Below are 22,536 nucleotides of genomic sequence, written 5' to 3'. Positions count from 1 at the left end.
GTCTTCGACCCCGACGACCCCGCCTTCCTCCCACCCGGCGACATGCCCGCCCGCATCGCCGACACCCTGCGCCGCGCCGACCAGCCCGTCCCGGACACCCGCCCAGGGCTGGTCCGCTGCATCCTCGACAGCCTCGCCGCCGCCTACGCCCGCACCGTCCACCAGGCCGCCGAGCTCTCCGGCCGCACCGTCGACGTCGTCCACCTCGTCGGCGGCGGCGCCCGCAACGACCTGCTCTGCCGGCTGACGGCGAGCGCCTGCGGACTGCCGGTGCTCGCGGGCCCGGTCGAGGCGACCGCGCTCGGCAACGTCCTCGTCCAGGCCCGCGCCCACGGCGCGCTCCACGGCGACCTCTGGAACCTCCGCGAACTCCTGCGCTCCACCCAGCAGATGAGGCGGTACGAACCCGCTAGCGTGTGAGCCGATGTCCGCCGAGAAGCCCCCGCGCGTTCCGCCGCGCTGGTTCATCCGCACCGCGTGGACGGTGCACCGCGCGATCTGCCGCGTCACCGGCGGCCGGCTCGGCCTCTGGCGGCCGAAGCCGGGAGGTGGGGCACGCTGCGGCTGGCCACCACGGGACGGCGCACCGGCCGCGCGCACAAGGTCATCCTCGGCTACATCGAGGACGGCCAGGACTACGTGACCCTGGCGATGAACGGCTGGGCCGCGCCGGAGCCGGCCTGGTGGCTCAACGTGCAGGCGAACCCCGACGCGACGGCCGAGGTGGCCGGCCGGACCGTCGCGGTCCACGTCCGCGCGGCCGTGGGCGCCGAGCGGGATCGGCTGTGGGCGCTGTGGCGGTCCGTCGACAAGGACCTCGACGGCTTCGCCGCACGGCGCCCGGCCGAGACCGCGGTCGTCATCCTGACGCCTCGCGCCGACCGTTAGGCTCGGGCGCGTGATCGCGCCTTCCACCGCCTCCGACCTCACCCGCAGGCTCGCCCAGGAGCAGGCCGGCAGCCGCCTCCCGTCGCTGGCCGCCGGCATCGTGCGCGGCGGCGAGCTGGTCTGGTTCGCCGCCCGCGGCACCCTCGACGGCCGGTCCGCGGGTCGTGCGGCCGACGAGCACACGCAGTACCGCATGGGCTCGATCACGAAGACGTTCGTGGCCGTCGCCGTCATGCGGCTGCGCGACGAGGGCGCGCTCGACCTCGCCGACCCGCTCGAGAAGCACCTGCCCGACACCAGCATCGGCGACGTCACCATCGCCCAGCTGCTCTCGCACGGCGCCGGGCTGCAGGCCGAGACCGACGGCCCCTGGTGGGAGCGCACCGAGGGCGGGCCGTGGCGGTCGCTGGTGGCGCAACTGGGCCGCCGGCACCCGGCGGGCCGGCTGTTCCACTACTCTAACGTGGGCTTCGGCGTGCTCGGCGAGCTGGTCGGCCGGCTGCGCGGCACCTCGTGGTCCAACGTCGTCGCCGAAGAGCTGCTCGAGCCGCTGGGCATGAACCGCACCACGAAGCGCCCGGTCGCGCCGCACGCGCACGGCCTCGCCGTCCACCCGTTCGCCGACGTCGTCCTGCGCGAGCCCGAGCACGACGGCGGCGCCATGGCACCGGCCGGGCAGCTCTGGTCGACGGTGCGCGACCTCGGCCGGTGGGCCGCGTTCCTCGGCGGCGAGACCGCCGGCCTGCTGTCCGCCGCGACGCTGGCCGAGATGTGCAAGCCGCTGGTCGTCGTCGACGTGCCCGGGGCGCCGTGGACCGGCGCGCACGGCCTCGGCGTCCAGCTGTGGAACGACGGCGGCCGCCGGTTCACCGGCCACGGCGGCTCGATGCCGGGCTTCCTCGCCGAGGTCCGGGTCGACGTCGAGACCGGCGACGGCGTCGTGGTCGCCACCAACGCCACGTCCGGGCTCAGCCGCGGGTTCGCCGCGGGGCTGCTCGACGCGTTCACCGCCGCCGAGCCGCGTCACGCGGCGGCCTGGCAGGTCGGCGAGGTGTCGCCGGCACTGCTCGCCCTGACCGGGCACTGGTACTGGGGCTCGACGACGTTCGTACTGCGGGCCATGGACGACGGCTGGCTGCGGCTCGGACCGGCCGACGGCGCCGGGCGGGCGTCGCGGTTCCGGCCCGACGGTGACGGCGGCTGGATCGGCCTCGACGGCTACTACGCCGGCGAGCCGCTGAAGGTGGTCCGGCGCGCCGACGGCGACGTCAGCCACCTCGACCTCGCGTCGTTCGTCTTCACGCGCACGCCGTACGACCCGTCGGCCGACGTCCCCGGCGGCGTCGACCGCGCCGGCTGGCACTGACGGCGTCGTCCCGACACGCCGGTCGAAGTCACACCGGTTGTGACACGTACTCGCGGGTAAGGTCACCGACGCTGTTCGTGGCAACCGGGAGGTATCCATGACGTTGGTCGCGGAGGCGAGCCTGCGGCTGGACGCGGGTTTCTGGGACTACACGCTCATCGCCGTCTACTTCGTGTTCGTCCTGGGCATCGGGCTGATGGCGCGCTACGCGGTGTCGGACAGCCTCGACTTCTTCCTCTCCGGGCGATCGCTGCCGGCCTGGGTCACGGGGCTGGCCTTCATCTCCGCGAACCTCGGTGCCATCGAGATCGTCGGCATGTCGGCGAACGGTGCTCAGTACGGCATGCCGACCATGCACTACTTCTGGATCGGCGCCGTCCCCGCGATGCTGTTCCTCGGCATCGTGATGATGCCGTTCTACTACGGCTCCAAGGTGCGCAGCGTGCCGGAGTTCATGCTGCGCCGGTTCGGCCCGACGGCCCATCTGGTCAACGCGATCAGCTTCGCGCTGGCGCAGGTGCTCATCGCCGGCGTCAACCTGTTCCTGCTCGCGACGCTGGTCAACGCGCTGCTCGGCTGGCCGCGCGAGGTGGCCGTCATCGTCGCCGCGATCATCGTGCTCAGCTACATCACGCTGGGCGGACTGTCGGCGGCCATCTACAACGAGGTGCTGCAGTTCTTCGTCATCGTCGCCGCGCTGTTCCCGCTGACGGTGGTGGCGCTGGACCGCGTGGGCGGCTGGGAGGGGCTGACCCGGGGAGTGCGGGACGCGACCGGCTCGACCGAGCAGCTGAGTCTGTGGCCGGGCAACGAGCTCGCCGGGTTCGACTCCAGCCTCCTGTCTGTCATCGGCATCGTGTTCGGCCTCGGGTTCGTGCTGTCGTTCGGCTACTGGACGACGAACTTCGTCGAGGTGCAGCGGGCCATGGCGTCGAAGAGCATGTCGGCGGCCCGGCGCACGCCGATCATCGGGGCCTTCCCGAAGATGTTCATCCCGTTCCTCGTGGTGATCCCCGGCATGATCGCCGCGATCATCGTGCCGGAGCTGGCCGAGTTCAAGGAGACGCAGTCCGCCGAGACCGGCGTCGACTACAACGACGCGATCCTCCTGCTCATGCGCGACCTGCTGCCCAACGGCATGCTCGGGCTCGCGATCGCCGGCCTGCTGGCGTCGTTCATGGCCGGCATGGCGGCGAACATCAGCTCGTTCAACACCGTCTTCAGCTACGACATCTGGCAGCGCTACGTCGTCAAGGACCGCGAGGACGGCTACTACCTGCGGGTCGGGCGCATCATCACCGTCGTCGCGACGGTGGCCGCCATCGGCACGGCGTTCATCGCGGCCGGCTACTCGAACCTGATGGACTACCTGCAACAGCTGTTCTCGTTCTTCAACGCGCCGCTGTTCGCCACGTTCATCCTCGGTATGTTCTGGAAGCGGATGACGGCCGCGGCCGGTTGGACCGGGCTCGTGGCGGGAACGCTGTCGGCCGTGACGGTGTTCGTGCTCTCCGAGACCGGGGTCCTCGACCTGCCGGGTCAGGGCTCGGCGTTCCTCGCCGCGGGGGTCGCGTTCGTCGTCGACATCGCCGTCAGCGTGGCCGTGAGCCTGCGGACGGCGCCGAAGCCGGCGAAGGAGCTGGTCGGGCTGGTGTACGGCCTGACCCCGAAGGAGGACCTGCAGGACCCGCGCGACCGCAACGACGCCTGGTACCAGCGGCCGGGACTCATGGCCGGCATCGCGCTCGTCCTCATCATCATCCTCAACATCATCTTCTTCTGACGGGAGGCGAGGCAGATGAGCATCAGTGGCAGCGGGCAGGGCACCACCCGGGCCGGCCGGGCACGCCGGGCCGGCGCCTTCGACATCCGCATCGTCATCGCCGCGCTGTTCGGCATCTTCGGCCTCATCCTCACCGGGATGGGCCTCTTCGGCACCAGCGACGCCGACCTGCAGAAGAGCGACGGCATCAACATCAACCTGTGGACCGGCATCGGCCTGCTCCTGGTCGCGGTCCTCTTCGTCCTGTGGAACCGGCTGCGCCCGATCATCGTCGACACCGAGGCGGCAGCGGGTGGCGAACGTGACTGACGCCACCTCCGGATCCAATCGATTCGCCGTCCGCGCACGTATATGAGGGTGTGAGGGTGTCGGACGAGGCGCTGCTCGCCGGTATGGCCGCCGGTGACGCGGACGCGATGGCCGCGTTCGTCCGCCGCCACCAGGGACGCGTCTACGGTCTGGCACTGTCGGTGGTGGGCGTGCCCGCGATCGCCGAGGAGGTGGCACAGGAAGCGTTCGTCCGGGCCTGGCGGCACGCCGGCAACTACGACGCCCGCAAGGCGCAGGCGTCGACGTGGCTGCTGACCATCACCCGCAACGTCGCCATCGACGTCCTTCGGGTGCGCCGGGAGCTCGCCGTCGAACCGGCCGTCGTCGCGGAGATGCTGATCTCCCCGACCAACGACAGCGACCGGGTCGCCGACAGCGAGCGCATCACGGCCGCACTGCGGGCCCTACCCCGCGAGCAGGCGATGGCCGTCCTGCTGTCAGTACATTTCGGCTTGACCGCCCGAGAGATCAGCGAGAAGGAGCAGATCCCGCTCGGGACGGCCAAGACGCGCATCCGGACCGGACTGTCCCGGCTGCGTGCGATGCTCGAGGTGAGTCATGGTTGATCCGACGAGGTGCGGCGACGTCGCCGACGCGCTGGCCGAGGTGGCCACGGGTGCCGCCAGCGGCCCGGATCGCGCGCGCGTGCTGGCCCACCTGGCCGACTGCCCCGACTGCCGCCGCGAGCTCGAGGAGCTGACCCGCGTCGCCGACGAGGTCCTGCTGGTCGCGCCGGAGCACGACCCGCCGGCCGGGTTCGAGGGCGCGGTCCTGGCCCGCATCGCGGCGCTGACCGCCGAGCCGGGCGCGCCGGCGGTGCCCGCGGCTCCGCCGCCACCACCCGCGGAGAGTGAGCCGGACCCCGTCGTCACCGCGCTGCGACCACGGCGCTGGCAGCGCGTGCTGCCCTACGCCGCGGCGGCCGCGGTCGCCGGACTGGTCGGCGCGGGCCTGGTCTGGCAGGCCACCTCCGAGGAGCGCGACGTCGCGGCGAGCTATCGCGAGACGCTCGACGTGGCGAACGGGCGCTACTTCCACGCCGCGCCCATCGTCGACGACGGCGGCACGCAGGTCGGTCACGTCTTCCTCTACCAGGGCGAGCCGTCCTGGGTGTTCACCGTGCTCGACGACACCGTCGACCCGGGCGCGTACGAGGTCGTGGTCACCACCGAGGACTGGTCCGAGCCGGTCGCCGAGCTCGAGGTCGACGGCAGCGGCGGCGGGGCCGGCGCCACCGTCGACGCGGACATCTACCAGATCGAGCGGGTCGAGCTGGTCGGTGCCGGTGGCGCCACCTTCACGGCCGACCTCTCCGGCGACTCGCCGCCGTGACCTAGAACAGCGGCAGGTGCGCTGACAGGTCGGCGCGCTGGCCGCTGGCCAGGACGGCGCCGGCGGCCACCTCGTCGGCCCAGGTGGTGCGGCCGCCGGCCAGCCGGAGCCACAGCGACGGCGTGAGGTCGACGGTGTTCGGGGGCGTGCCGCGGGTGTGCCGTGGTCCCTCGATGCACTGGACGGCGGCGAACGGCGCGACCCGCACCTCGACGCTGCGGCCCGGCGCCCGCTCGGCCAGCACCTCCAGCAGCGCGCGGACGGCGAGCCGGGTGGTGTCGCGGGGAACGGCGGGGGGATCGGCGGCGTCGGCGGGGACCGACCGGGCGAGGTCGTCGGCGTGGACGGCGATCTCGATGGTCCGGGTGAGCAGGTAGTCGCCCTGCCGAGCCGGGATGCGCCGTGTCGTGAGCACGAGGTCGTCGAGTCCGCGCTCGTCGACGGTGGCCTGCGCGGCGGCGAAGCGCTCGTCGACGGCGGCGAGGATGCGGTTCTTGTCGTGCCCGGCGTCGGCCGAGATGGCGCGCGTCAGGTCCGACAGGCCACCCGCCGCCGCGGCGTAGGTGCGGAGGTACTCACCGAGTCCGTGCGCCGCCACCCCGCGGGGAGCCGCCGCCGTCGCCGTCACCGAGTCGGCCACCAGCGCGATGTGCGCCGCGAGGTCGGCGACCGTCCAGCCGGGCAGCACGCTGGGCGCGGCCCAGTGCTGCGCCGGCAGCGCGGCCAGCCAGTCGCGCAGCGCCTGGTGACCGCTCCGGTATGCCGCCCATACCGTCGCCGTGTCGATCCGCTTCGCCACCCCGGCAGGCTACCGCGAGCCCCAGTTCCACGACGGCCGGTCGAAGCGCTCCTGGCCGTCGATGACCGTCTCGCCGACGTCCTTGACCAGCTCGACCCGGGCGGCCGCGGCGCCGAGGTGGTCGATCAGCGAGCGCGAGTGCGTGACGACGACGATCTGGGTCTCCTCGTGGGCCTTGACGACGAGCTCGGCCAGCGCCGGCACCAGCTGCGGATGCAGGCTCGTCTCGGGCTCGTTCAGCACCATGAGCGCCGGCGGCCGCGGCGTGAGCAGGGCGGCGGCCCACAGCAGGAACCGCAGCGTGCCGTCGGAGAGCTCGGCCCCACTCAGCGGGCGGAGCAGTCCGTACTGCCGGAACGAGAGGTCGAGCCGGCCGCCGACCTGCTCGATCTCGAGCCGCGAGCCCGGGAAGGCATGGTCGACGGCGGCGTCGAGAGCCTCGACGGCGCCGATCTCGCGAATGGTCTGCAGTGCGGCGGCGAGGTCGGCGCCGTCGTCGGCCAGGACCGGGGTGCGGGTGCCGATGCGCGGCAGCCGGGCGGGCGCCTCGGCGTCGGTGCGGAAGTGGTCGTAGAAGCGCCAGCCGCGCACCTGCTCGCGCACGGTCAGCAGCTCCGGCGCGCGGACCGGGTCGCTGACCTCGCTCAGCATGCTCTCGAACGTGCGGAGGCCCTGCGCCAGATGCTCCCAGTCGCCGCCGCCCGAGCGCACGCGCACCATCTCGTTGCGGCGGTCGGCCAGCCACGTGCCCGGCCGCAGCACCGGGCCGCTCCAGACGGCCTCGCGTTTGATCTCGGGATCGAGCCCGAAGTACGTCGGGCCGCCGCCGGGCTGCGGCAGGCCGAGGTCGATGAGATAGCCGAAGTCGTCGCCGGCGAAGCCCATGCGCACGCCGACCGGCTCGGACCGCCGGGCGCCCTGGATCGGCTGCTCCCCCGAGCGCATCTCGCGGCTCAGCCTCTCGGGCCCGGCCCAGGTGACCGACGGCATGCCGCCCTCGCGGGCGAGGGAGGCGATGACGTCGCCGCGCGCGCAGTCGGCCAGCAGCCGCAGCGCCCGGTACAGGCTCGACTTGCCCGTGCCGTTGGCGCCGGTGACCACGTCGAGGCCGGTCAACGGCAGCACGACGTCGCGCAGCGACCGGTAGTGGGCGATGGCGACGGTGCGCAGCATGCGGTGACTACACGTCCTCGTGCCAGGGGTTGAGCAGTTCGACGCCGGTGGTTCGGAAATCGGCGGTGTTTCTGGTCACCAGGACGAGGCCGTGGGAGAACGCCGTCGCCGCAATCAGGCCGTCGGCCGGCGTCAGTTGCCGGCCGGCCGATCGCGCACTGGCCTTGATGCGGCCCCACATGTCCGCGACCGCAGCGGTGACCGTCAGCACGCGGTCCTCGAACCGGGGCAGGAACTCGTCCGCCATCCAGCTCTCGAGCCGGTCGCGCTTGCGGCCCGCCGGCAGCAGCTCGATGCCGAACCGCAATTCGCCCAGCGTGATGGCGCTGACCAGTAACGCGTCCTCATCGACGCCGCGCAGCCAGGACTCGACCCGCCGATCGGGCGAGGCGCTGATGAGCTCGGAGATGACGTTGGTGTCGATCAGGTACGTCACAGATCGATCTCTCGCATCGAGCCGCCGCGCGGCTCGATCTCCAGCTCGCCGCCGAGTTCGCGCAACGGTGACGTGGCGAAGAAGTCAGCGAGCGAGCCCCGGCGCCGCTTGCGGCGCTCCCACTCATCGATGGACACCACCACCGCCACCGCGCGGCCGCGCCGGCTGATGGTCTGGGGGCCGTCACGGCCGACGGTCTCGAGCAGTTCGCTCAGACGGGCCTTCGCGTCGGCGACGCTCCACGTGTCGGCTGTCGTCATGGTCACCACCGACCTTTCATGACCAGACTAGTCATGTTGGTCACCTCGCGCCACTGCTGCGCACGCGCAACGCCTCGAGCATCGTGAGCAGGGTGGCGACGGTGTCGTCGAGGTCGCGGGGGTCGTCGGACCGGGCCAGCCACAGGGCCGCCTCGTTCATGGCGCCGGACAGCAGATGGGCGAGCGGCGCCACCGGATGCGGCGCCATGACGCCGTCGTCGATGACGGCCTGCAGGGCCTCGCGCAAGTGCCGGCCGGACGACGCGTCGTCGAGGGCGCGCCACTCGTCCCAGCCGAGCACGGCCGGACCGTCGATGAGCATGATGCGCTGCACCTCGGGGTCGGCGCCGGCCCGCAGGAACGCCTCGCACCCCGCGAGCAGCTGCGGCCAGGGGTCGGTCTGCGCCTCGGCCGCCGCCACCACCCGCTGCGCGACCTTGGTCTGGACCTGCTCGACGACGGCGCGGAACAGCGCGGCCTTGTTCGGGAAGTGGTGGTAGAGCGCGCCCTTGGTGAGCCCGACGGCGTCGACGATGCCGGCCAGGCTGACCGCGGCGTAGCCGTCGCGGGCGAACTGGCGGCGGGCCTCGGTGACCAGCGCCTGATACGTGGCCAGCCGCTGCTCGAGCTTCGACGGGGACACCACACCTCCCAGACTCCGATTGACATACCAGCGGTATGTATCATAGCGTCACATCACATACCGACGGTAGGTATCTGAGATCAGGAGGACCGAGATGACCACCATCACCGGCTGCTATCCCGTCATCGGCAGCGCCGACGTCGGCGCGGCACGCGACTTCTTCCGCACGCACTTCGGCTTCGAGCTCACCTTCGAGTCCGACTGGTACGTCAGCCTGCGCCATCCCGAGTCGCCGCACTTCGAGCTCGCGTTCGTCGACCACCGGCACCGGACCGTCCCGGCCGGGTTCCGCCGCCCTGCCGCCGGCCTGCTGGTCAACATCGAGGTGCCCGACGTCGACGACGTGTACCGGCGGCTGGCGGGCGAGGCCGGCCTGCCCGTCGCGCTCGACCTGCGCAGCGAGGCGTTCGGCCAGCGGCACTTCATCGTCGAGGGGCCCGACGGCGTGCTGGTCGACGTCATCACGGCCATCGAGCCCACCGGCGAGTACGTGGACCAGTACGTCGCAGAGGCTTGACAGAATGGTCTGGATCGGCCGACCATACGGGAATGGCCGACCAGTCCGCCATTCCAGACTATGAGCTCGCCGACGAGCTCGAGCTCACCGATCCGGCGCAGTACCGGGCGCTGTTCGACGACACCCGCATGAAGATCGTCATGCTGCTGCTCGAACGTGCCGCCACGACGTCCGAGCTGGCGGTCGCGCTCCACAAGCCCAAGGGGACGGTCGGTCACCACCTGAAGGTCCTCGAGTACGCGGGGCTCGTGCACGTGGTCCGCACCAAGCAGGTGCGCGCCATCGAGGCCCGCTACTACGGCCGCACGGCTCGGGTGTTCCTGTACCACGACTGGGACCGCGCCTCGTTCGACGGCATCGGGCTGGAGCCGAAGGGCCTGCTCTCCGAGACCGTCGACGAGATCGCGCAGATCCCCGAGGCGTACAAAGACCTGCCCATGCTGACGAACAGCCGGTTCGCCCGCATCCCGGTCGAACGCGCGGCGGAGTGGCGGCAACGGCTGCTCGACCTGCTCGACGAGTTCGTCCGCGAGCCGCGGGCGGGCGAGGTGACGTTCGGGCTGCTGGTGGGCATCTACCCGACCGGGCGGGGCCATCTGCCGGACGTGCCCGGTGCGGATGACGGCGACGGTTCCGGCGACGACGGCGACACGAAGGGCGGTGCGGCGTGACGACCACCGAGGCGCCGGCGAAGACCGGGCTGGGCCGCAACTACTGGAAGCTCTGGAGCGCGTCGGTCGTCTCGAACTTCGGCGACGGGCTGTCGGCGGTGGCGATCCCGTGGCTGGCCACCGCCGTCACGCGCGACCCGCTGCAGATCGCGCTGGTCACGCTGGCGACCCGGCTGCCGTGGCTGCTGTTCTCGCTGCCCGCCGGGGTCATCACCGACCGCCTCGACCGGCGGAAGCTGGTCGCCGCCATGGACGTGTCGCGGTTCGCGGTGATGTTCGCGTTCTCGTGGGCGGTGCTGGCGTGGCAGTCCGACCTGCCGACGCCGGACCAGATCGCGGGCGGCACCGCGGACCTCCCCGAGAACGGCACCGTGCTGCTGGTGCTGCTGTACCTCATGGCGTTCCTGCTCGGCACCGCCGAGGTGCTGCGCGACAACACCGCTCAGACGCTGCTGCCGTCGATCGTCGCGAAGGACCGCCTGGAGAAGGCGAACGGGCGCATGTGGGGCGCCGAGGTCGTCGTCAACAACTTCGTCGGCCCGCCGCTGGCCGGCCTGCTGCTGGGCCTGGCGTTCGCGCTGCCGTTCTTCGTCAACGCCGGCACGTTCGCCGTCGCGGCCGGGCTGGTGTTCATGCTGGCCGGGCAGTTCGCCCCCAAGGGCAAGGTGACCAGCGGCCGGATCAACTGGAAGGCCGAGATCGGCGAGGGCCTGCGCTGGTTGTGGAACCATCAGCTGCTGCGCTCGCTGGCCTTCCTACTCGGGGCCGCGAACGGCCTGAGCGCCGCCGCGATGGCCATCTACGTGTTGCTCGCGCAGGAGATCCTCCACCTGAACGCGACGGAGTTCGGCATCCTGCTGTCCGGGACGGCGGTCGGCGCCGTGCTCGGGTCACTGGTCGCCGACCGGGTCAGCGCGCGTATCGGCCCGGGCACCTCGCTGTTCGTGTCGCTGATCGTGCTCGGCGGCTCACTGGGCGCCATCGGCCTGGTGTCGTCGCCGTTCATCGTCTACGCAGTGCTTGTGGTCGAGGGCTTCTTCATCGTGCTGTGGAACGTCATCACGGTCTCGATGCGGCAGAGCATCATCCCCGACCACCTGCTCGGCCGGGTGAACTCCGTCTACCGGTTCTTCGGCTGGGGCGCCATCTCGCTGGGCACGCTGCTCGGCGGCATCCTGGTCACCGTCGCCGACACCTGGCTCAGCCGGGAGTGGGCGCTGCGGTTGCCGTTCCTGGTCGCCGCGGCGGCGCACGTGCTGATGGTGCTCTACGCGCTGCCCCGGCTGACCAACGGGCGCATCGCCGCGGCCAAGGCGGACGCCGAGGCCGAGCCGACGGCCGACCGCGAGGTCTGAGGCCGCAGTGAGTCACGCAAGGGAAGGGCGACTAGCCCTCGAAAGCCGAGGCCAGCGTCGACTCGTGAGCCGTGCGCAGCTCCTCGACCGGCACCGTGAACAGCCCCTGCACGTCGAGCTCGCCGCCGTCGTCGACCACGCCGATGCGCTGGTGCGCGAACCGCCGGGCCGAGCACATGTCGGTGAAGCGCACCTCCTCAGAGCGCGGCACCGCCACGATCGCGCGGGCCTGCGACTCCGAGAACAGGAACACGAACGGGTCGACGCCGTCGGGCACCCACACCCGCGCGCCCACGCCGTAGCGCAGCACCGACTCGACCAGCGCGACGGCCAGCCCGCCGTCGGACAGGTCGTGTGCGGCGTCGATGAGCCCGTCGCGTGAGGCGTTGACCAGGATCTCGGCCAGCTCGCGCTCCGCGGCGAGGTCGACCGACGGCGGCCGCCCGCCCAGGTGCCCGTGCTCGGCCCACGCCCACTCGGAGCCGCCGAACTCGTCGCGGGTCTCGCCCAGCAGGTAGACGACCTGCCCGGACTCGCGGAAGCCCTGCGGCGTGCGGCGGGCGACGTCGTCGAGCACGCCGAGCACACCCACGATGGCCGTCGGCAGGATCGCGGTGTCGCCGGTCTGGTTGTACAGCGACACGTTGCCGCCGGTGACCGGGGTACCCAGCGCCTGGCAGCCGTCGGCCAGGCCGCGGATCGCCTCGGCGAACTGCCACATGACCGCGGGGTCCTCGGGCGAGCCGAAGTTGAGGCCGTCGGTGACGGCGAGCGGCCGGGCCCCGGTGGTGGCGACGTTGCGGTACGCCTCGGCCAGCGCCAGCTGCGCACCGGTGTACGGGTCGAGCTTGGCGTAGCGGCCGTTGCCGTCGGTGGCGATGGCCACGCCCAGACCGGTCTCCTCGTCGATGCGCAGCACGCCGGCGTCCTCGGGCTGCGCGAGCACGGTGTTGCCGAGCACGTAGCGGTCGTACTGATCGGTGATCCAGGACTTCGAGGCGAGGTTCGGCGACCCGAGCAGCCGCAGCAGGGTGCCGCGCAGCTCGTCGCCGCCCGCCGGTCGCGCCAGCCCCTCGGGGCCGGCCGCCTGCAGCTCGTCCTGCCACTCCGGCCGGGCGAACGGCCGCTCGTACACCGGGCCGTCGTGCGCCACCGTGCGGGGGTCGACGTCGACGATGGTCTCGCCGTGCCAGTCGATGATCAGCCGGCCGGTGCCGGTGACCTCGCCGATGACCGCGGTCTCGACGTCCCACCTGGCGGTGATGGCGAGGAACGCGTCGAGGTTCTCGGGCGTGACGACGCCCATCATGCGCTCCTGCGACTCCGACATCATGATCTCGCCGGGCGTCAGGCTGGGATCGCGCAGCAGCACCTTCTCGAGCTGCACGTACATGCCGCCGTCGCCGTTGCTGGCCAGTTCGGAGGTCGCGCAGGAGATGCCGGCCGCGCCGAGGTCCTGGATGGCCTCGACCACGCGCGCCTCGAACAGCTCGAGGCAGCACTCGATGAGCACCTTCTCCATGAACGGGTCGCCGACCTGGACGGCCGGCCGCTTGCTGGGTTTGCTGTCGTCGAACGACTCCGACGCGAGGATCGACGCGCCGCCGATGCCGTCGCCACCGGTGCGAGCGCCGAACAGCACCACCTTGTTGCCGACGCCGGTGGCGTTGGCCAGGTGAATGTCCTCGTGCTTCATGACACCCACGCACAGCGCGTTGACCAGCGGGTTCGCGGCGTACGACGGGTCGAAGACGACCTCGCCGCCGATGTTGGGCAGGCCCAGGCAGTTGCCGTAGCCGCCCACGCCGGCCACCACGCCGGGCAGCACCCGGTGCGTGTCGTCGGCGTCGAGCGGGCCGAACCGCAAAGAGTCCATGACGGCGACCGGCCGCGCACCCATGGCCAGGATGTCGCGGACGATGCCGCCGACGCCCGTGGCCGCGCCCTGGTACGGCTCGACGTAGGACGGGTGGTTGTGCGACTCGATCTTGAACGTGATCGCGTAGCCGTGCCCGATGTCGACGACGCCGGCGTTCTGCCCCATGCCGACCAGCAGCGCGTCGGACGCCGGGGCCTTCTCGCCGAACTGGCGCAGGTGCACCTTGGAGCTCTTGTACGAGCAGTGCTCGGACCACATGACGCTGTACATGGCCAGCTCGGCGTTGGTGGGCCGGCGGCCGAGGATGTCGCGGATGCGCTGATACTCGTCGGCCTTGAGACCGAGCTCGTCCCAGGGCTGCGGCTGGTCGGGCGTCTTGCCCGCCAGCTCGACGGTGTCGATCACGAACGAACCAGCCCTTCGAGGACGGAGGTGAAGAAGCCGAGGCCGTCGGTGCCGGGACCGGTCAGCGACTCGACCGCGTGCTCGGGGTGCGGCATGAGCCCGACGACGTTGCCGCGGGCGTTGGTGACGCCGGCGATGTCGCGGTAGGACCCATTGGGGTTGTCGCCGACGTACCGGAGGACGACCCGGCCCTCGGCCTCGAGCTCGTCGAGCATGCGCTCGTCGGCGACGTAGCCGCCCTCGCCGTTCTTCAGCGGGATGACGATCTCCTGCCCGGCCGCGTAACCGGACGTCCACGCCGTCGACACCGACTCGACCCGCAGCGGCTGGTCGCGGCAGACGAACTTGCGGTGGTCGTTGCGGATCAGCGCGCCCGGCAGCAGGTGCGACTCGCACAGGATCTGGAAGCCGTTGCAGATGCCCAGCACCGGCAGGCCGCCGCGGGCGGCGTCGACGACCCGCTCCATGACCGGGGCGAACCGGGCGATGGCGCCGCAGCGCAGGTAGTCGCCGTAGGAGAAGCCGCCCGGCAGCACGACACCGTCGACACCGTGCAGGTCGGCGTCACCGTGCCAGAGCGAGACCGCCTCGCCACCGGCGACCCGCACGGCCCGGGCGGCGTCGCGGTCGTCGAGGGAACCGGGGAACGTGACGACGCCGATGCGCATCAGACGCCGGCCTCCACGTGGACGGTGAAGTCCTCGATGACCGGGTTGGCCAGCAGCGTGGCCGCGGCCCGCTCGATCTCGGCCACCGCCTCGGGCGTGGCCTCGCCGTCGAGCTCGATCTCGAACCGCTTGCCTTGGCGGACCGAGGCGACGCCGTCGAAGCCGAGGCGGCCGAATGCGCCCAGCACGGCTTTGCCCTGCGGGTCGAGGATCTCGGGTTTGAGCATGACGTCGACAACGACGCGGGCCACGGGCACGCTCCTCGCGCGGCAGAAGAACCGGGAACGTGCCCCAGGATACCCAGCGCGGCTCCACTGTTCTGCCGGGCGGGCGAGACCGGCTTGGAGAGGGGGCCGGAGGCCTCCTCGACATCGTCGGTGCGAGACGCACGGACGAGTGGCCGTGCAGGATCTCGCCCGGCCCCGCGGCTCCAGTGTCCAGCCTTCTGCCGCGGGTGCGGCCCACACCCTGCGCGGGCCGACCCGCGATCGGCGTCCGGCTCAGTCCGGGACGACCAGCCGGAAGCCGACGCCGCGCACCGAGACGACCCGCAACTCGTCGACGACGAGGGCCAGCCGCCGGCGCAGCCGCTTCACCGCCGACACCACGGGGTCGGAGTCGCCCAGGTAGCGGGTCTTCCAGATGCGCCGCATGAGCTCCTCGAACGTCCAGACCCGGCCGGCCTCGGTGGCCAGCGTGGCCAGCAGGTCGAACTCGCGGGCGCTGAGCGCGATGTCGATGTCGCCCCAGGTGACTTGTCGCGACACCAGGTCGACGCGCAGACAGCCGCGTTCGATGACGCGCTGCTCGAGGTCCTCGACGCCGGCCGGGGTGTCCGGCACCGACGCGTCGCCGACCAGCAGCCGCCGGGCCGCCTCCGGGTCGGGTGCCACCATGACGATGGCGCGCCGGTCGATCGCCTGGGCGATCGCGGTCGAGTCCTCGAGTGAGGTGCCGACACAGATGACGAATGGCGTGTTCATTTCAATGTATGGCGCTGCGGACACCATGCATCAACTCCCTGCAAAACGCCCCACCGATTGCTTGGCAGCATGACAGGTTTCGCGACGATTTGGTATGTCTCGCGGAACATTTCCGGTTAAATCCCGAGCATCCGGCAGTCAATCCGTCAGGCAGCGCCCGCCAACGGCCTCCGTCTTGCCCACGAACCGACCTTGTCGCCGGTAGCCGGACATAGCGAGGATGGCGCCACCGCATTTCGGACACGTGTGACGTGGCGCCCCGGTCACTGCCTTCGTCATGTCGCGCGCCGACACAGGAGGTCCCCGTGCAGCTACCAGTCGACCCAGCCCGTGGCCGACCGCGAGATCCCCAGGCTCCAGCGAGTCCCACGAGGCAAAGGAAAGCAGCGCGGCGATATCTCGCCGCCGTACTCTCGGTCTTCGCCTTGGTGTCGGCCGTTCTGGCCGCCACTCCGGCACAGGCCGGATTCGGCCGGCCCGCCGAGCCGGCTTCGAAGATCGAGCCCGGCGTGTTCGACCCGGATGCCGTCAAGGACAGCGCCGACTTCTGGGTCCGGTTCACCTCGTCGGCGCCGACCACCACCGCGACGGACATCGAGGACTGGACCGAACGTGGTCAGTTCGTGGTCGACCAGCTCAAGGCGACCGCCGACCAGTCGCAGGCGGCGGTCCGCAAGCTCCTGGACGAGCGCGGCATCGGCTACGAGGCACACTGGATCACCAACGCGATCCTCGTCGAGGACGGCACCCGTGCCCTGGCCGAGGAGCTCGCCGCCCTGGACGTGGTCGAGCAGATCCGCGAGCCGCGCACCTACGAGCTGCCCGAGCCCGTCGACGCGAAGCCGTCGTCCGGCATGGGCACGGCCGCGGTCGAGTGGGGGATCTCCAACATCAACGCCGATGACGTCTGGTCGCAGTTCGGCGTCCGCGGTGAGGGCATCGTGGTCGCGAACATCGACAGCGGCGTCGACTACGACCACCCGGCGCTGGTCGAGCAGTACCGCGGCAACGACGGCGGCAGCTTCGACCACGACTACAACTGGTTCGACGCCACCGGCTCCAGCGACGCCCCGTTCGAGGGTGCGGGCAACTCGCACGGCACCCACACGATGGGCACCATGGTGGGCGACGACGGCTCCGGCAACCAGATCGGCGTCGCGCCCGGCGCGACGTGGATCGCGGCGAACGGCTGCAACACCTGCTCCGATGCCGACCTCATCGCCTCCGGTGAGTGGATGCTCGCGCCGACCGACCTCAACGGCGACAACCCGGACGTGTCGAAGCGCCCGCACATCGTCAACAACTCGTGGGGCTCGATCTTCCCGTCGAACGACCCGTTCATGGAGGACATCCTCATCGAGTGGGCCAACGCCGGCATCTTCGGCGTGTGGGCCAACGGCAACAGCGGCGACTCCTGCGAGAGCAGCGGCTCGCCGGGCAGCCGGACCATCAACTACTCCGTCGGCGCGTACGACCAGAACAACGACATCGCCGACTTCTCCGGCCGCGGCCCCGGCCAGGACGGCGAGATCAAGCCGAGCATCTCCGCACCCGGCGTGAACGTCCGCTCGTCGATCAACAACGGCGGTTACGGCTCGCTCTCCGGCACGTCGATGGCCACGCCGCACACCGCCGGCGCCATCGCGCTGCTCTGGTCGGCCGCACCGACGCTGGTCGGCGACATCGAGGGCACGCGTGCGCTGCTCGACGAGACCGCCATCGACGTCGAGGACCTGCAGTGTGGCGGCACGGCCGACGACAACAACGTGTGGGGTGAGGGCCGGCTCGACGCACTGGCGCTGCTCGAGGGCGCTCTGACCGGCGAGACCGGCACGCTGGCCGGCACCGTCACCGCGGCCGGCGCCCCGGCCGAGGGCGCGACGGTCACGGTCTCGGGCCCGATCGAGCGCGAGACCACCACCGGCGCCGACGGGACCTACTCGCTCGTCCTCACCGCCGGCGACTACGACGTGACGGTGTCCGCGTTCGGCTACGAGACGGCGACGGCCACCGCCACCGTCACGGCCGAGACCACCACCACGCTCGACGTCGCCCTCGAGGCGGCCGACAGCCATCCCGTCTCCGGCACGGTCACCGACGCGCAGTCCGGCGACCCGGTGACCGGCGCCACCGTCACCATCGAGGGCGCGCCGGTCGAGCCCGCGACGACGGGCGCCGACGGCACCTACTCGTTCGCCGCGGTTCCGGCCGGGACGTACGAGCTGACCGCCGACGGCGGCCGCTGCAGCGACCCGCTCACGCAGTCGCTGACGGTCAGCGGTCCGTCGACGCTGGACTTCGCGCTGCCCGCGCGGAGCGACGGCTACGGCTACTTCTGCACCACGGGCCCGTCGGAGTACGTCGAGGGCACCACCCCGGTGGCCCTGACCGGCGACGAGTCGACGGCGACCGTCGCGCTGCCGTTCGACTTCCCGTTCTACGGCGAGAGCTACGACACCGCGTACCTGTCCTCGAACGGGCACGTGAACTTCCTGGCTCCCGTCACCAACTACACCAACACCGCCATCCCCGGTGCCGCGGCGCCCAACGCCACCATCGCGCCCTTCTGGGACGACATGCACATCCAGGCCGACGGCGGCGTCTACACCGGCACCGTCGACGGCGGGTTCGTCATCGAGTACCGCAACGTCGCGTTCTACAACGTGGCGAACCTCCGGGTCGACTTCAGCGTGACCCTGCACGAGGACGGCACGGTCTCCGTCGCCTACCGCAACCTCGATCCGGCCCAGGCGCGCGAGCTCGGCAACAGCGCCACCGTCGGCATCGAGAACGCGACCGGCACCGACGGCCTGCAGTACTCGTTCAACGAGGCCGCGCTGTCCGACGGCACGGGCATCACGTTCTCCCTGCCGCCGAACGGCTCCGTCGCCGGCACCGTCACCGACACCAACGACGACCTGCCGATCGAGGGCGCCACCGTGTCCGCGGTGGCCGCCGACGGCACCGTCGTCCGCTCGGTCAGCACCGACGCCGACGGCTCCTACCGCATGCAGCTGTTCTTCGGCTCGTACACGATCCAGGCGAGCAAGGACGGCTACACGACCGGCGGCGAGGACGTCATCATCAACCAGGACGGCGAGGTCAACACGATCGACTTCTCGCTGCCGACAGGCATCGCCGTCGTCGAGTCCGACGACCTGTCCTGGACGATCACCGAGGGCCAGACCCGCTCCGGCGAGGTGACCATCACCAACACCGGCTCCGCGGACCTGACCTGGGAGGCCACCGAGGTCAACCGCGGCTCCGGCCGGCAGACGGCGCTGACCCCGGACCTCATGGGCAGCTCGAAGGTGGACGCGAACGCCCGCACGGCACTCGGCACGTACTCGGCGGAGCAGCTGGCCGAGCTGGCGTCGCGCGACATGGCGCCGGCCGCCCCCGGCGACGTCCTGGCCGAGTGGGACACGGCGGGCGTCAACGTGGCCTGGGGCGTCGGCTACGACGGCGACGTCTGGGTGTCCGATCCCGACAGCGTCACCAACCACCAGTTCTCCACCGACGGCGAGCCGGGCGAGGTGTTCTCGGGCAACTGGGGCGGCGTCTGGAACGGCGACATGGCCCTGGACGCCAGCACCGGCGCGATGTGCCAGGTCAACGTCGGCGGTGACAACGCGATCCACTGCTTCGACACCGCCGACGGGTCCGAGCAGTACGTGATCTCGGGCTCGCCGTGGAACGGCATCTCACAGCGCGGCCTCGCCTACAACCCCGTCGACGACGTCTTCTACATCGGCGGCTGGAACGAGGGCATCATCTACACCGTCGCGGGCCAGTCCCACGACGACCCGGGTGCCACCCTCGCCCGGTGCGAGACCGAGGACGCGTCGATCGCCGGCCTCGCCTACAACCCGACGGCGAACGTGCTGTGGATGGTCAACAGCTCGCTGACCACGTTCATCTACCAGATCGACCCGTCGGACTGCGCCACGATCTCGACGATCGAGTTCCCGGAGCAGGGCGAGGGCCCGGGTGCCGGCCTGGAGATGAACGACACCGGTGAGCTCTGGGCGACCAGCCAGCTCACGAACACGGCGTACCTCATCGACACCGGCGTCCCGAACGCCAGTGACGTGCCGTGGCTCTCGGAGTCCCCGGAGTCGGGCACGCTGGCGCCGGGCGAGTCGGTGACGGTGACGGTCACGGCCGACAGCACCGGCCTCGAGCCGGGCCTCTACGAGGCGACGCTGACGATCGCGACCAACGCCGGGCGGGTCCCGAACCACCAGATCCCGGTCTCGCTGCTCGTGCCCGCGTACCAGGTCGGCGTCAACGCCGGCGGGGCCGCGTACACCGACGGCGACCAGGACATGTGGCAGGCGGACAAGAAGCACACCGCCGGCTCGTGGGGCTGGGTCGGCCAGCGGGTCGAGGTCTCCTCGACCAACCGGGCAATCGGCGGCACCGAGGACGACCCGCTGTTCAAGGACCGGCGGTCGGGCATCTTCAGCTACCGGTTCGACAACGTGCCGGCCGGCACGTACGAGGTGGAGCTCGGGTTCGCGGAGTTCCAGGCGAACATGCTGCCCGGGCGCCGCGTGTTCGACGTCAGTGTCAACGGCGACTACGTCCTGGTCAACCACGACGTCGCCGCCGAGGTCCGCGGCCTCTGGGCCGACCAGCACACCTTCGTCGTCGAGCACGACGGCGGCGCGCTGACCATCCAGTTCCACGACCGCTTCGGCTACCAGCTGCCGATCGTCAACGCCCTGCGCGTGACCGACCGGCCCGACCTGTAGGAGGAGGTTGATCGTCCGGGGGCGGCGCCGGCGACGGCGCCGCCCCCGGCGGCATGCCCGGCTCACGACGCACGACGGGGCCGGCTCGCGCCGACCCCGTTCGCTCCCTGCGGATTCGCCCGCTACCTCAGCAGCGTCACGAGCTCCATCAAGGGAACACCCAGGAGGAGGAGCACCACCACGATCACGATCGGACCGACGTCTCGCGCCATGTCGCCGATCACCTTGGTGTACTTGCGCGCTGTCTCCAGCTGCGCCAGCATGCGTCCTCGCCTGTTGCTTGACTCACCAGAACACCTTCCCTTTCGGGGGCTACCCGGTGAACCGCTGCTAACAGCCCGCCCGGTAGCCCATCCAACTTCGATGAACCACACCCGGGCGGATCCCGTACGTAGTTAGCCCTTCAGGATGACACCTGGTGAAGGGGCAGTCAACGGTTGTACGCTGTCCTTGGTTGGAGGAGGTGCTGCAAACACCGTCGATCCCGACCTAGAATCCCGGCGCGTGGCTTTGTTGCTTTGACTCCGCGCCGGGGTTTCTGCTGCTACAGGATCGGCGACGGGGTGTAGGCGGCGGCCACGGGGTGCTCCGCCGCGATCTCGTCGACCCGGGCCACGATGGCGCCGACCTGGGCCCGCGCCGCGCCGGTGAACTCCAGCGGCGACCGGACCAGCGAGTCGAGGTGAGCCAGGTCCAGCCCCAGCCGCTCGTCCCCCGCCAGCCGCTCGAACAGGTCGTTGCGCTCGGCACCCTGCTCGCGCATGGACAGCGCGACGGCGACGGCGTGCTCCTTGATGGCCTCGTGCGCCGTCTCGCGCCCGACTCCGGCCTTGACCGCGGCCATGAGCACCGACGTCGTGGCGAGGAAGGGGAGGTAGCGATCGAGCTCGCGCGAGATGACCGCGGGATAGGCGCCGAACTCGTCGAGAACGGTGAGGAACGTCTCGAACAGGCCGTCGAGCGCGAAGAACGCGTCCGGCAGCGCGACCCGGCGCACGACCGAGCAGAACACGTCGCCCTCGTTCCACTGGGCGCCGGCCAGCTCGGCCGCCATGGAGGCGTAGCCGCGCAGGACGACGGCGAGGCCGTTGACCCGCTCGCAGGACCGGGTGTTCATCTTGTGCGGCATGGCGCTGGAACCGACCTGGCCGGCCTTGAACCCCTCGGTGACCAGCTCTTGCCCGGCCATGAGCCGGATGGTGGTGGCCAGCGACGACGGCCCGGCGGCGACCTGGACCAGCGCGGACACGACGTCGTGGTCGAGGGAGCGCGGGTAGACCTGGCCGACACTGGTGAGCACCCGCTCGAACCCGAGATGGCCGGCGATGCGCCGCTCCAGCTCAGCGAGCCGCTCCGCGTCGCCACCGAGCAGGTCGAGCATGTCCTGCGCCGTGCCGACCGGGCCCTTGATGCCGCGCAGCGGATACCGGGCCAGCAGCTCCGACACCCGGTCGAACGCCGCCAGCGTCTCGTCGGCCGCCGACGCGAACCGTTTGCCGAGCGTGGTGGCCTGGGCCGGCACGTTGTGGCTGCGCCCGGCCATGACGGTGCCGGCGTGCTCCGCCGCGCGGGCGGCCAGCCGGACGAGGACGGCGACCAGTCGGTCGCGGACGTGCTCGAGCGAGAGCCGGATCTGCAGCTGCTCGACGTTCTCGGTCAGGTCGCGGCTGGTCATGCCCTTGTGGACGTGCTCGTGGCCGGCCAGCGCGTTGAACTCCTCGATGCGCGCCTTGACGTCGTGGCGGGTCACCCGCTCGCGCGCGGCGATGGAGTCGAGGTCGACCTGGTCGAGCACCGCCTGGTACGCCTCGACGACGCCGTCGGGCACGTCGACGCCGAGGTCGCGCTGCGCCTGCAGCACGGCCAGCCAGAGCCGCCGCTCGAGAACGATCTTGTTCTGCTGCGACCACAGCCGGGTCAGCTCCGGCGAGGCGTAGCGGGCGGCGAGGACGTCGGGGATCGAGGACTTGTCGGGCACGACGTCCATTGTCCCGCATGCACCGCGACGACGCTCCGGTCGGCACCACACGTTTGGAATCCGGGCGTTCGGGCATCAACTGATCACCGAGCTCAGCCGCCGCCGGTCCCCCGGCGGCCTGGGAGTGAAGGGAAGAGGGAGACATGGAATTCGTGCTCTGGATCCTGGCCGTCATCCTCGTCATCGCGGGGATCGTCTCGTTGGTTCGCGGCCAGATGCTGTGGGGCATCGTGCTCATCGTCGTCGGCCTGCTCGTCGGCCCCGGCGGTGTCAGCATCTTCACCTGACGCACGCACCATCTGACCTGCACCTG

Annotated in this window: 23 protein-coding genes; 12 read left to right on the top strand and 11 right to left on the bottom strand. The window is 71.2% G+C overall.

Annotated features, from left to right (window positions below; translation table 11 throughout):
- From E1212_RS10950 to E1212_RS10920, 7 genes are all read left to right on the top strand, one after another.
- Nucleotides 1-420 (top strand): FGGY-family carbohydrate kinase (locus E1212_RS10950; protein WP_275296164.1); only part of this gene is annotated, 420 nt, incomplete at its 5' end.
- Nucleotides 421-477: 57 nt separating this feature from the next.
- Nucleotides 478-888: a nitroreductase/quinone reductase family protein gene (locus tag E1212_RS10945; RefSeq protein WP_203416742.1), complete on the top strand. Its 411-nt coding sequence runs from the start codon at nt 478-480 to the stop codon at nt 886-888.
- A 13-nt stretch (nt 889-901) separates the two neighbouring features.
- Nucleotides 902-2,254, top strand: coding sequence for a serine hydrolase domain-containing protein (locus E1212_RS10940; RefSeq protein WP_420814366.1), 1,353 nt, complete (start codon nt 902-904; stop codon nt 2,252-2,254).
- Nucleotides 2,255-2,351: 97 nt separating this feature from the next.
- On the top strand, nt 2,352-4,037 hold the full coding sequence (locus tag E1212_RS10935) for a sodium:solute symporter family protein (RefSeq protein WP_131982225.1): 1,686 nt from the start codon (nt 2,352-2,354) through the stop codon (nt 4,035-4,037).
- 15 nt (nt 4,038-4,052) lie between these two features.
- Nucleotides 4,053-4,346 carry a hypothetical protein gene (locus tag E1212_RS10930; RefSeq protein ID WP_131982223.1) on the top strand — a complete coding sequence of 98 codons (294 nt, stop codon included), beginning with the start codon at nt 4,053-4,055 and terminating at the stop codon, nt 4,344-4,346.
- A 56-nt stretch (nt 4,347-4,402) separates the two neighbouring features.
- Nucleotides 4,403-4,933: an RNA polymerase sigma factor gene (locus tag E1212_RS10925; protein WP_203416741.1), complete on the top strand. Its 531-nt coding sequence runs from the start codon at nt 4,403-4,405 to the stop codon at nt 4,931-4,933.
- On the top strand, nt 4,926-5,699 hold the full coding sequence (locus E1212_RS10920; RefSeq protein ID WP_131982221.1) for an anti-sigma factor family protein: 774 nt from the start codon (nt 4,926-4,928) through the stop codon (nt 5,697-5,699). The genes E1212_RS10925 and E1212_RS10920 overlap by 8 nt, the downstream gene beginning before the upstream one ends.
- A gap of 1 nt (nt 5,700) precedes the next feature.
- Here E1212_RS10920 and E1212_RS10915 read toward each other — a convergent pair whose 3' ends face one another.
- From E1212_RS10915 to E1212_RS10895, 5 genes are read right to left on the bottom strand one after another with little or no spacing between them, the layout of a single operon-like run.
- Nucleotides 5,701-6,498, bottom strand: coding sequence for a sterol carrier family protein (locus E1212_RS10915; RefSeq protein ID WP_131982219.1), 798 nt, complete (start codon nt 6,496-6,498; stop codon nt 5,701-5,703).
- 9 nt (nt 6,499-6,507) lie between these two features.
- Nucleotides 6,508-7,671: an AAA family ATPase gene (locus E1212_RS10910; RefSeq protein ID WP_131982217.1), complete on the bottom strand. Its 1,164-nt coding sequence runs from the start codon at nt 7,669-7,671 to the stop codon at nt 6,508-6,510.
- Nucleotides 7,672-7,678: 7 nt separating this feature from the next.
- Nucleotides 7,679-8,107 carry a type II toxin-antitoxin system VapC family toxin gene (locus E1212_RS10905; protein WP_131982215.1) on the bottom strand — a complete coding sequence of 143 codons (429 nt, stop codon included), beginning with the start codon at nt 8,105-8,107 and terminating at the stop codon, nt 7,679-7,681.
- Nucleotides 8,104-8,367 carry a type II toxin-antitoxin system Phd/YefM family antitoxin gene (locus tag E1212_RS10900; RefSeq protein ID WP_131982213.1) on the bottom strand — a complete coding sequence of 88 codons (264 nt, stop codon included), beginning with the start codon at nt 8,365-8,367 and terminating at the stop codon, nt 8,104-8,106. Before E1212_RS10900 ends, E1212_RS10905 begins: the two co-directional genes overlap by 4 nt.
- Before the next feature lie 40 nt (nt 8,368-8,407).
- On the bottom strand, nt 8,408-9,013 hold the full coding sequence (locus tag E1212_RS10895) for a TetR/AcrR family transcriptional regulator (protein WP_131982211.1): 606 nt from the start codon (nt 9,011-9,013) through the stop codon (nt 8,408-8,410).
- A gap of 91 nt (nt 9,014-9,104) precedes the next feature.
- On the opposite strand from E1212_RS10895, the gene E1212_RS10890 reads away from it, so the two are divergent.
- The 3 genes from E1212_RS10890 to E1212_RS10880 are packed head-to-tail and all read left to right on the top strand — an operon-like array spanning nt 9,105 to nt 11,553.
- Nucleotides 9,105-9,527 (top strand): VOC family protein, encoded by a 423-nt coding sequence (locus E1212_RS10890; protein ID WP_131982209.1) that lies wholly within the window; start codon nt 9,105-9,107, stop codon nt 9,525-9,527.
- A gap of 32 nt (nt 9,528-9,559) precedes the next feature.
- Nucleotides 9,560-10,198, top strand: a complete 639-nt coding sequence (locus tag E1212_RS10885; RefSeq protein ID WP_131982207.1) for an ArsR/SmtB family transcription factor — start codon at nt 9,560-9,562, stop codon at nt 10,196-10,198.
- Complete coding sequence (locus tag E1212_RS10880) at nt 10,195-11,553, top strand: MFS transporter (protein WP_131982205.1); 1,359 nt, start codon at nt 10,195-10,197, stop codon at nt 11,551-11,553. The genes E1212_RS10885 and E1212_RS10880 overlap by 4 nt, the downstream gene beginning before the upstream one ends.
- 31 nt (nt 11,554-11,584) lie before the next feature.
- On the opposite strand, the gene purL is transcribed toward E1212_RS10880, so the two are convergent.
- From purL to E1212_RS10860, 4 genes are all read right to left on the bottom strand, one after another.
- A complete protein-coding gene (gene purL / locus E1212_RS10875; protein WP_131982203.1) occupies nt 11,585-13,837 on the bottom strand; it encodes a phosphoribosylformylglycinamidine synthase subunit PurL in 2,253 nt (750 codons plus the stop codon).
- The gene (gene purQ, locus E1212_RS10870; RefSeq protein WP_131982201.1) at nt 13,834-14,505 is read right to left on the bottom strand and encodes a phosphoribosylformylglycinamidine synthase subunit PurQ; all 672 of its coding nucleotides are present in this window, start codon (nt 14,503-14,505) and stop codon (nt 13,834-13,836) included. Before purQ ends, purL begins: the two co-directional genes overlap by 4 nt.
- Nucleotides 14,505-14,756, bottom strand: coding sequence for a phosphoribosylformylglycinamidine synthase subunit PurS (gene purS / locus E1212_RS10865; RefSeq protein ID WP_131982199.1), 252 nt, complete (start codon nt 14,754-14,756; stop codon nt 14,505-14,507). Before purS ends, purQ begins: the two co-directional genes overlap by 1 nt.
- Nucleotides 14,757-15,005: 249 nt before the next feature.
- The gene (locus E1212_RS10860; protein ID WP_162605420.1) at nt 15,006-15,488 is read right to left on the bottom strand and encodes a winged helix-turn-helix domain-containing protein; all 483 of its coding nucleotides are present in this window, start codon (nt 15,486-15,488) and stop codon (nt 15,006-15,008) included.
- Between the two features lie 428 nt (nt 15,489-15,916).
- Here E1212_RS10860 and E1212_RS10855 point away from each other — a divergent pair, with 428 nt between their 5' ends.
- A complete protein-coding gene (locus E1212_RS10855) occupies nt 15,917-20,245 on the top strand; it encodes a carboxypeptidase regulatory-like domain-containing protein (protein WP_203416739.1) in 4,329 nt (1,442 codons plus the stop codon).
- A gap of 122 nt (nt 20,246-20,367) precedes the next feature.
- Here E1212_RS10855 and E1212_RS29390 read toward each other — a convergent pair whose 3' ends face one another.
- Together E1212_RS29390 and purB are read right to left on the bottom strand one after the other, a co-directional pair.
- Nucleotides 20,368-20,508, bottom strand: a complete 141-nt coding sequence (locus tag E1212_RS29390; protein ID WP_162605419.1) for a hypothetical protein — start codon at nt 20,506-20,508, stop codon at nt 20,368-20,370.
- Nucleotides 20,509-20,789: 281 nt separating this feature from the next.
- Nucleotides 20,790-22,232: an adenylosuccinate lyase gene (purB, locus tag E1212_RS10850; protein WP_131982193.1), complete on the bottom strand. Its 1,443-nt coding sequence runs from the start codon at nt 22,230-22,232 to the stop codon at nt 20,790-20,792.
- A gap of 134 nt (nt 22,233-22,366) precedes the next feature.
- On the opposite strand from purB, the gene E1212_RS29965 reads away from it, so the two are divergent.
- Nucleotides 22,367-22,510, top strand: a complete 144-nt coding sequence (locus tag E1212_RS29965; protein ID WP_169790486.1) for a GPGG-motif small membrane protein — start codon at nt 22,367-22,369, stop codon at nt 22,508-22,510.
- Nucleotides 22,511-22,536 lie beyond the last annotated feature (26 nt).

It is taken from the genome of Jiangella ureilytica (assembly GCF_004348545.1).
GTDB lineage: Bacteria > Actinomycetota > Actinomycetes > Jiangellales > Jiangellaceae > Jiangella > Jiangella ureilytica.
The sequence above is the reverse complement of the archived record's forward strand: the minus strand, read 5'-3'. Positions and strand labels throughout refer to the sequence as shown.

Excerpts from the sequence above, each read along its gene's own strand:
- E1212_RS10930 (WP_131982223.1), top strand. The coding sequence starts at position 4,053 with ATGAGCATCAGTGGCAGCGGGCAGGGCACCACCCGGGCCGGCCGGGCA.
- E1212_RS10920 (WP_131982221.1), top strand. The coding sequence starts at position 4,926 with ATGGTTGATCCGACGAGGTGCGGCGACGTCGCCGACGCGCTGGCCGAG.
- E1212_RS10860 (WP_162605420.1), bottom strand. The coding sequence starts at position 15,488 with ATGAACACGCCATTCGTCATCTGTGTCGGCACCTCACTCGAGGACTCG.
- E1212_RS10885 (WP_131982207.1), top strand. The coding sequence starts at position 9,560 with ATGGCCGACCAGTCCGCCATTCCAGACTATGAGCTCGCCGACGAGCTC.
- E1212_RS10900 (WP_131982213.1), bottom strand. The coding sequence starts at position 8,367 with ATGACGACAGCCGACACGTGGAGCGTCGCCGACGCGAAGGCCCGTCTG.
- E1212_RS10890 (WP_131982209.1), top strand. The coding sequence starts at position 9,105 with ATGACCACCATCACCGGCTGCTATCCCGTCATCGGCAGCGCCGACGTC.
- E1212_RS29390 (WP_162605419.1), bottom strand. The coding sequence starts at position 20,508 with ATGCTGGCGCAGCTGGAGACAGCGCGCAAGTACACCAAGGTGATCGGC.
- purQ (WP_131982201.1), bottom strand. The coding sequence starts at position 14,505 with ATGCGCATCGGCGTCGTCACGTTCCCCGGTTCCCTCGACGACCGCGAC.
- E1212_RS10935 (WP_131982225.1), top strand. The coding sequence starts at position 2,352 with ATGACGTTGGTCGCGGAGGCGAGCCTGCGGCTGGACGCGGGTTTCTGG.
- E1212_RS29965 (WP_169790486.1), top strand. The coding sequence starts at position 22,367 with ATGGAATTCGTGCTCTGGATCCTGGCCGTCATCCTCGTCATCGCGGGG.
- purB (WP_131982193.1), bottom strand. The coding sequence starts at position 22,232 with ATGGACGTCGTGCCCGACAAGTCCTCGATCCCCGACGTCCTCGCCGCC.
- E1212_RS10910 (WP_131982217.1), bottom strand. The coding sequence starts at position 7,671 with ATGCTGCGCACCGTCGCCATCGCCCACTACCGGTCGCTGCGCGACGTC.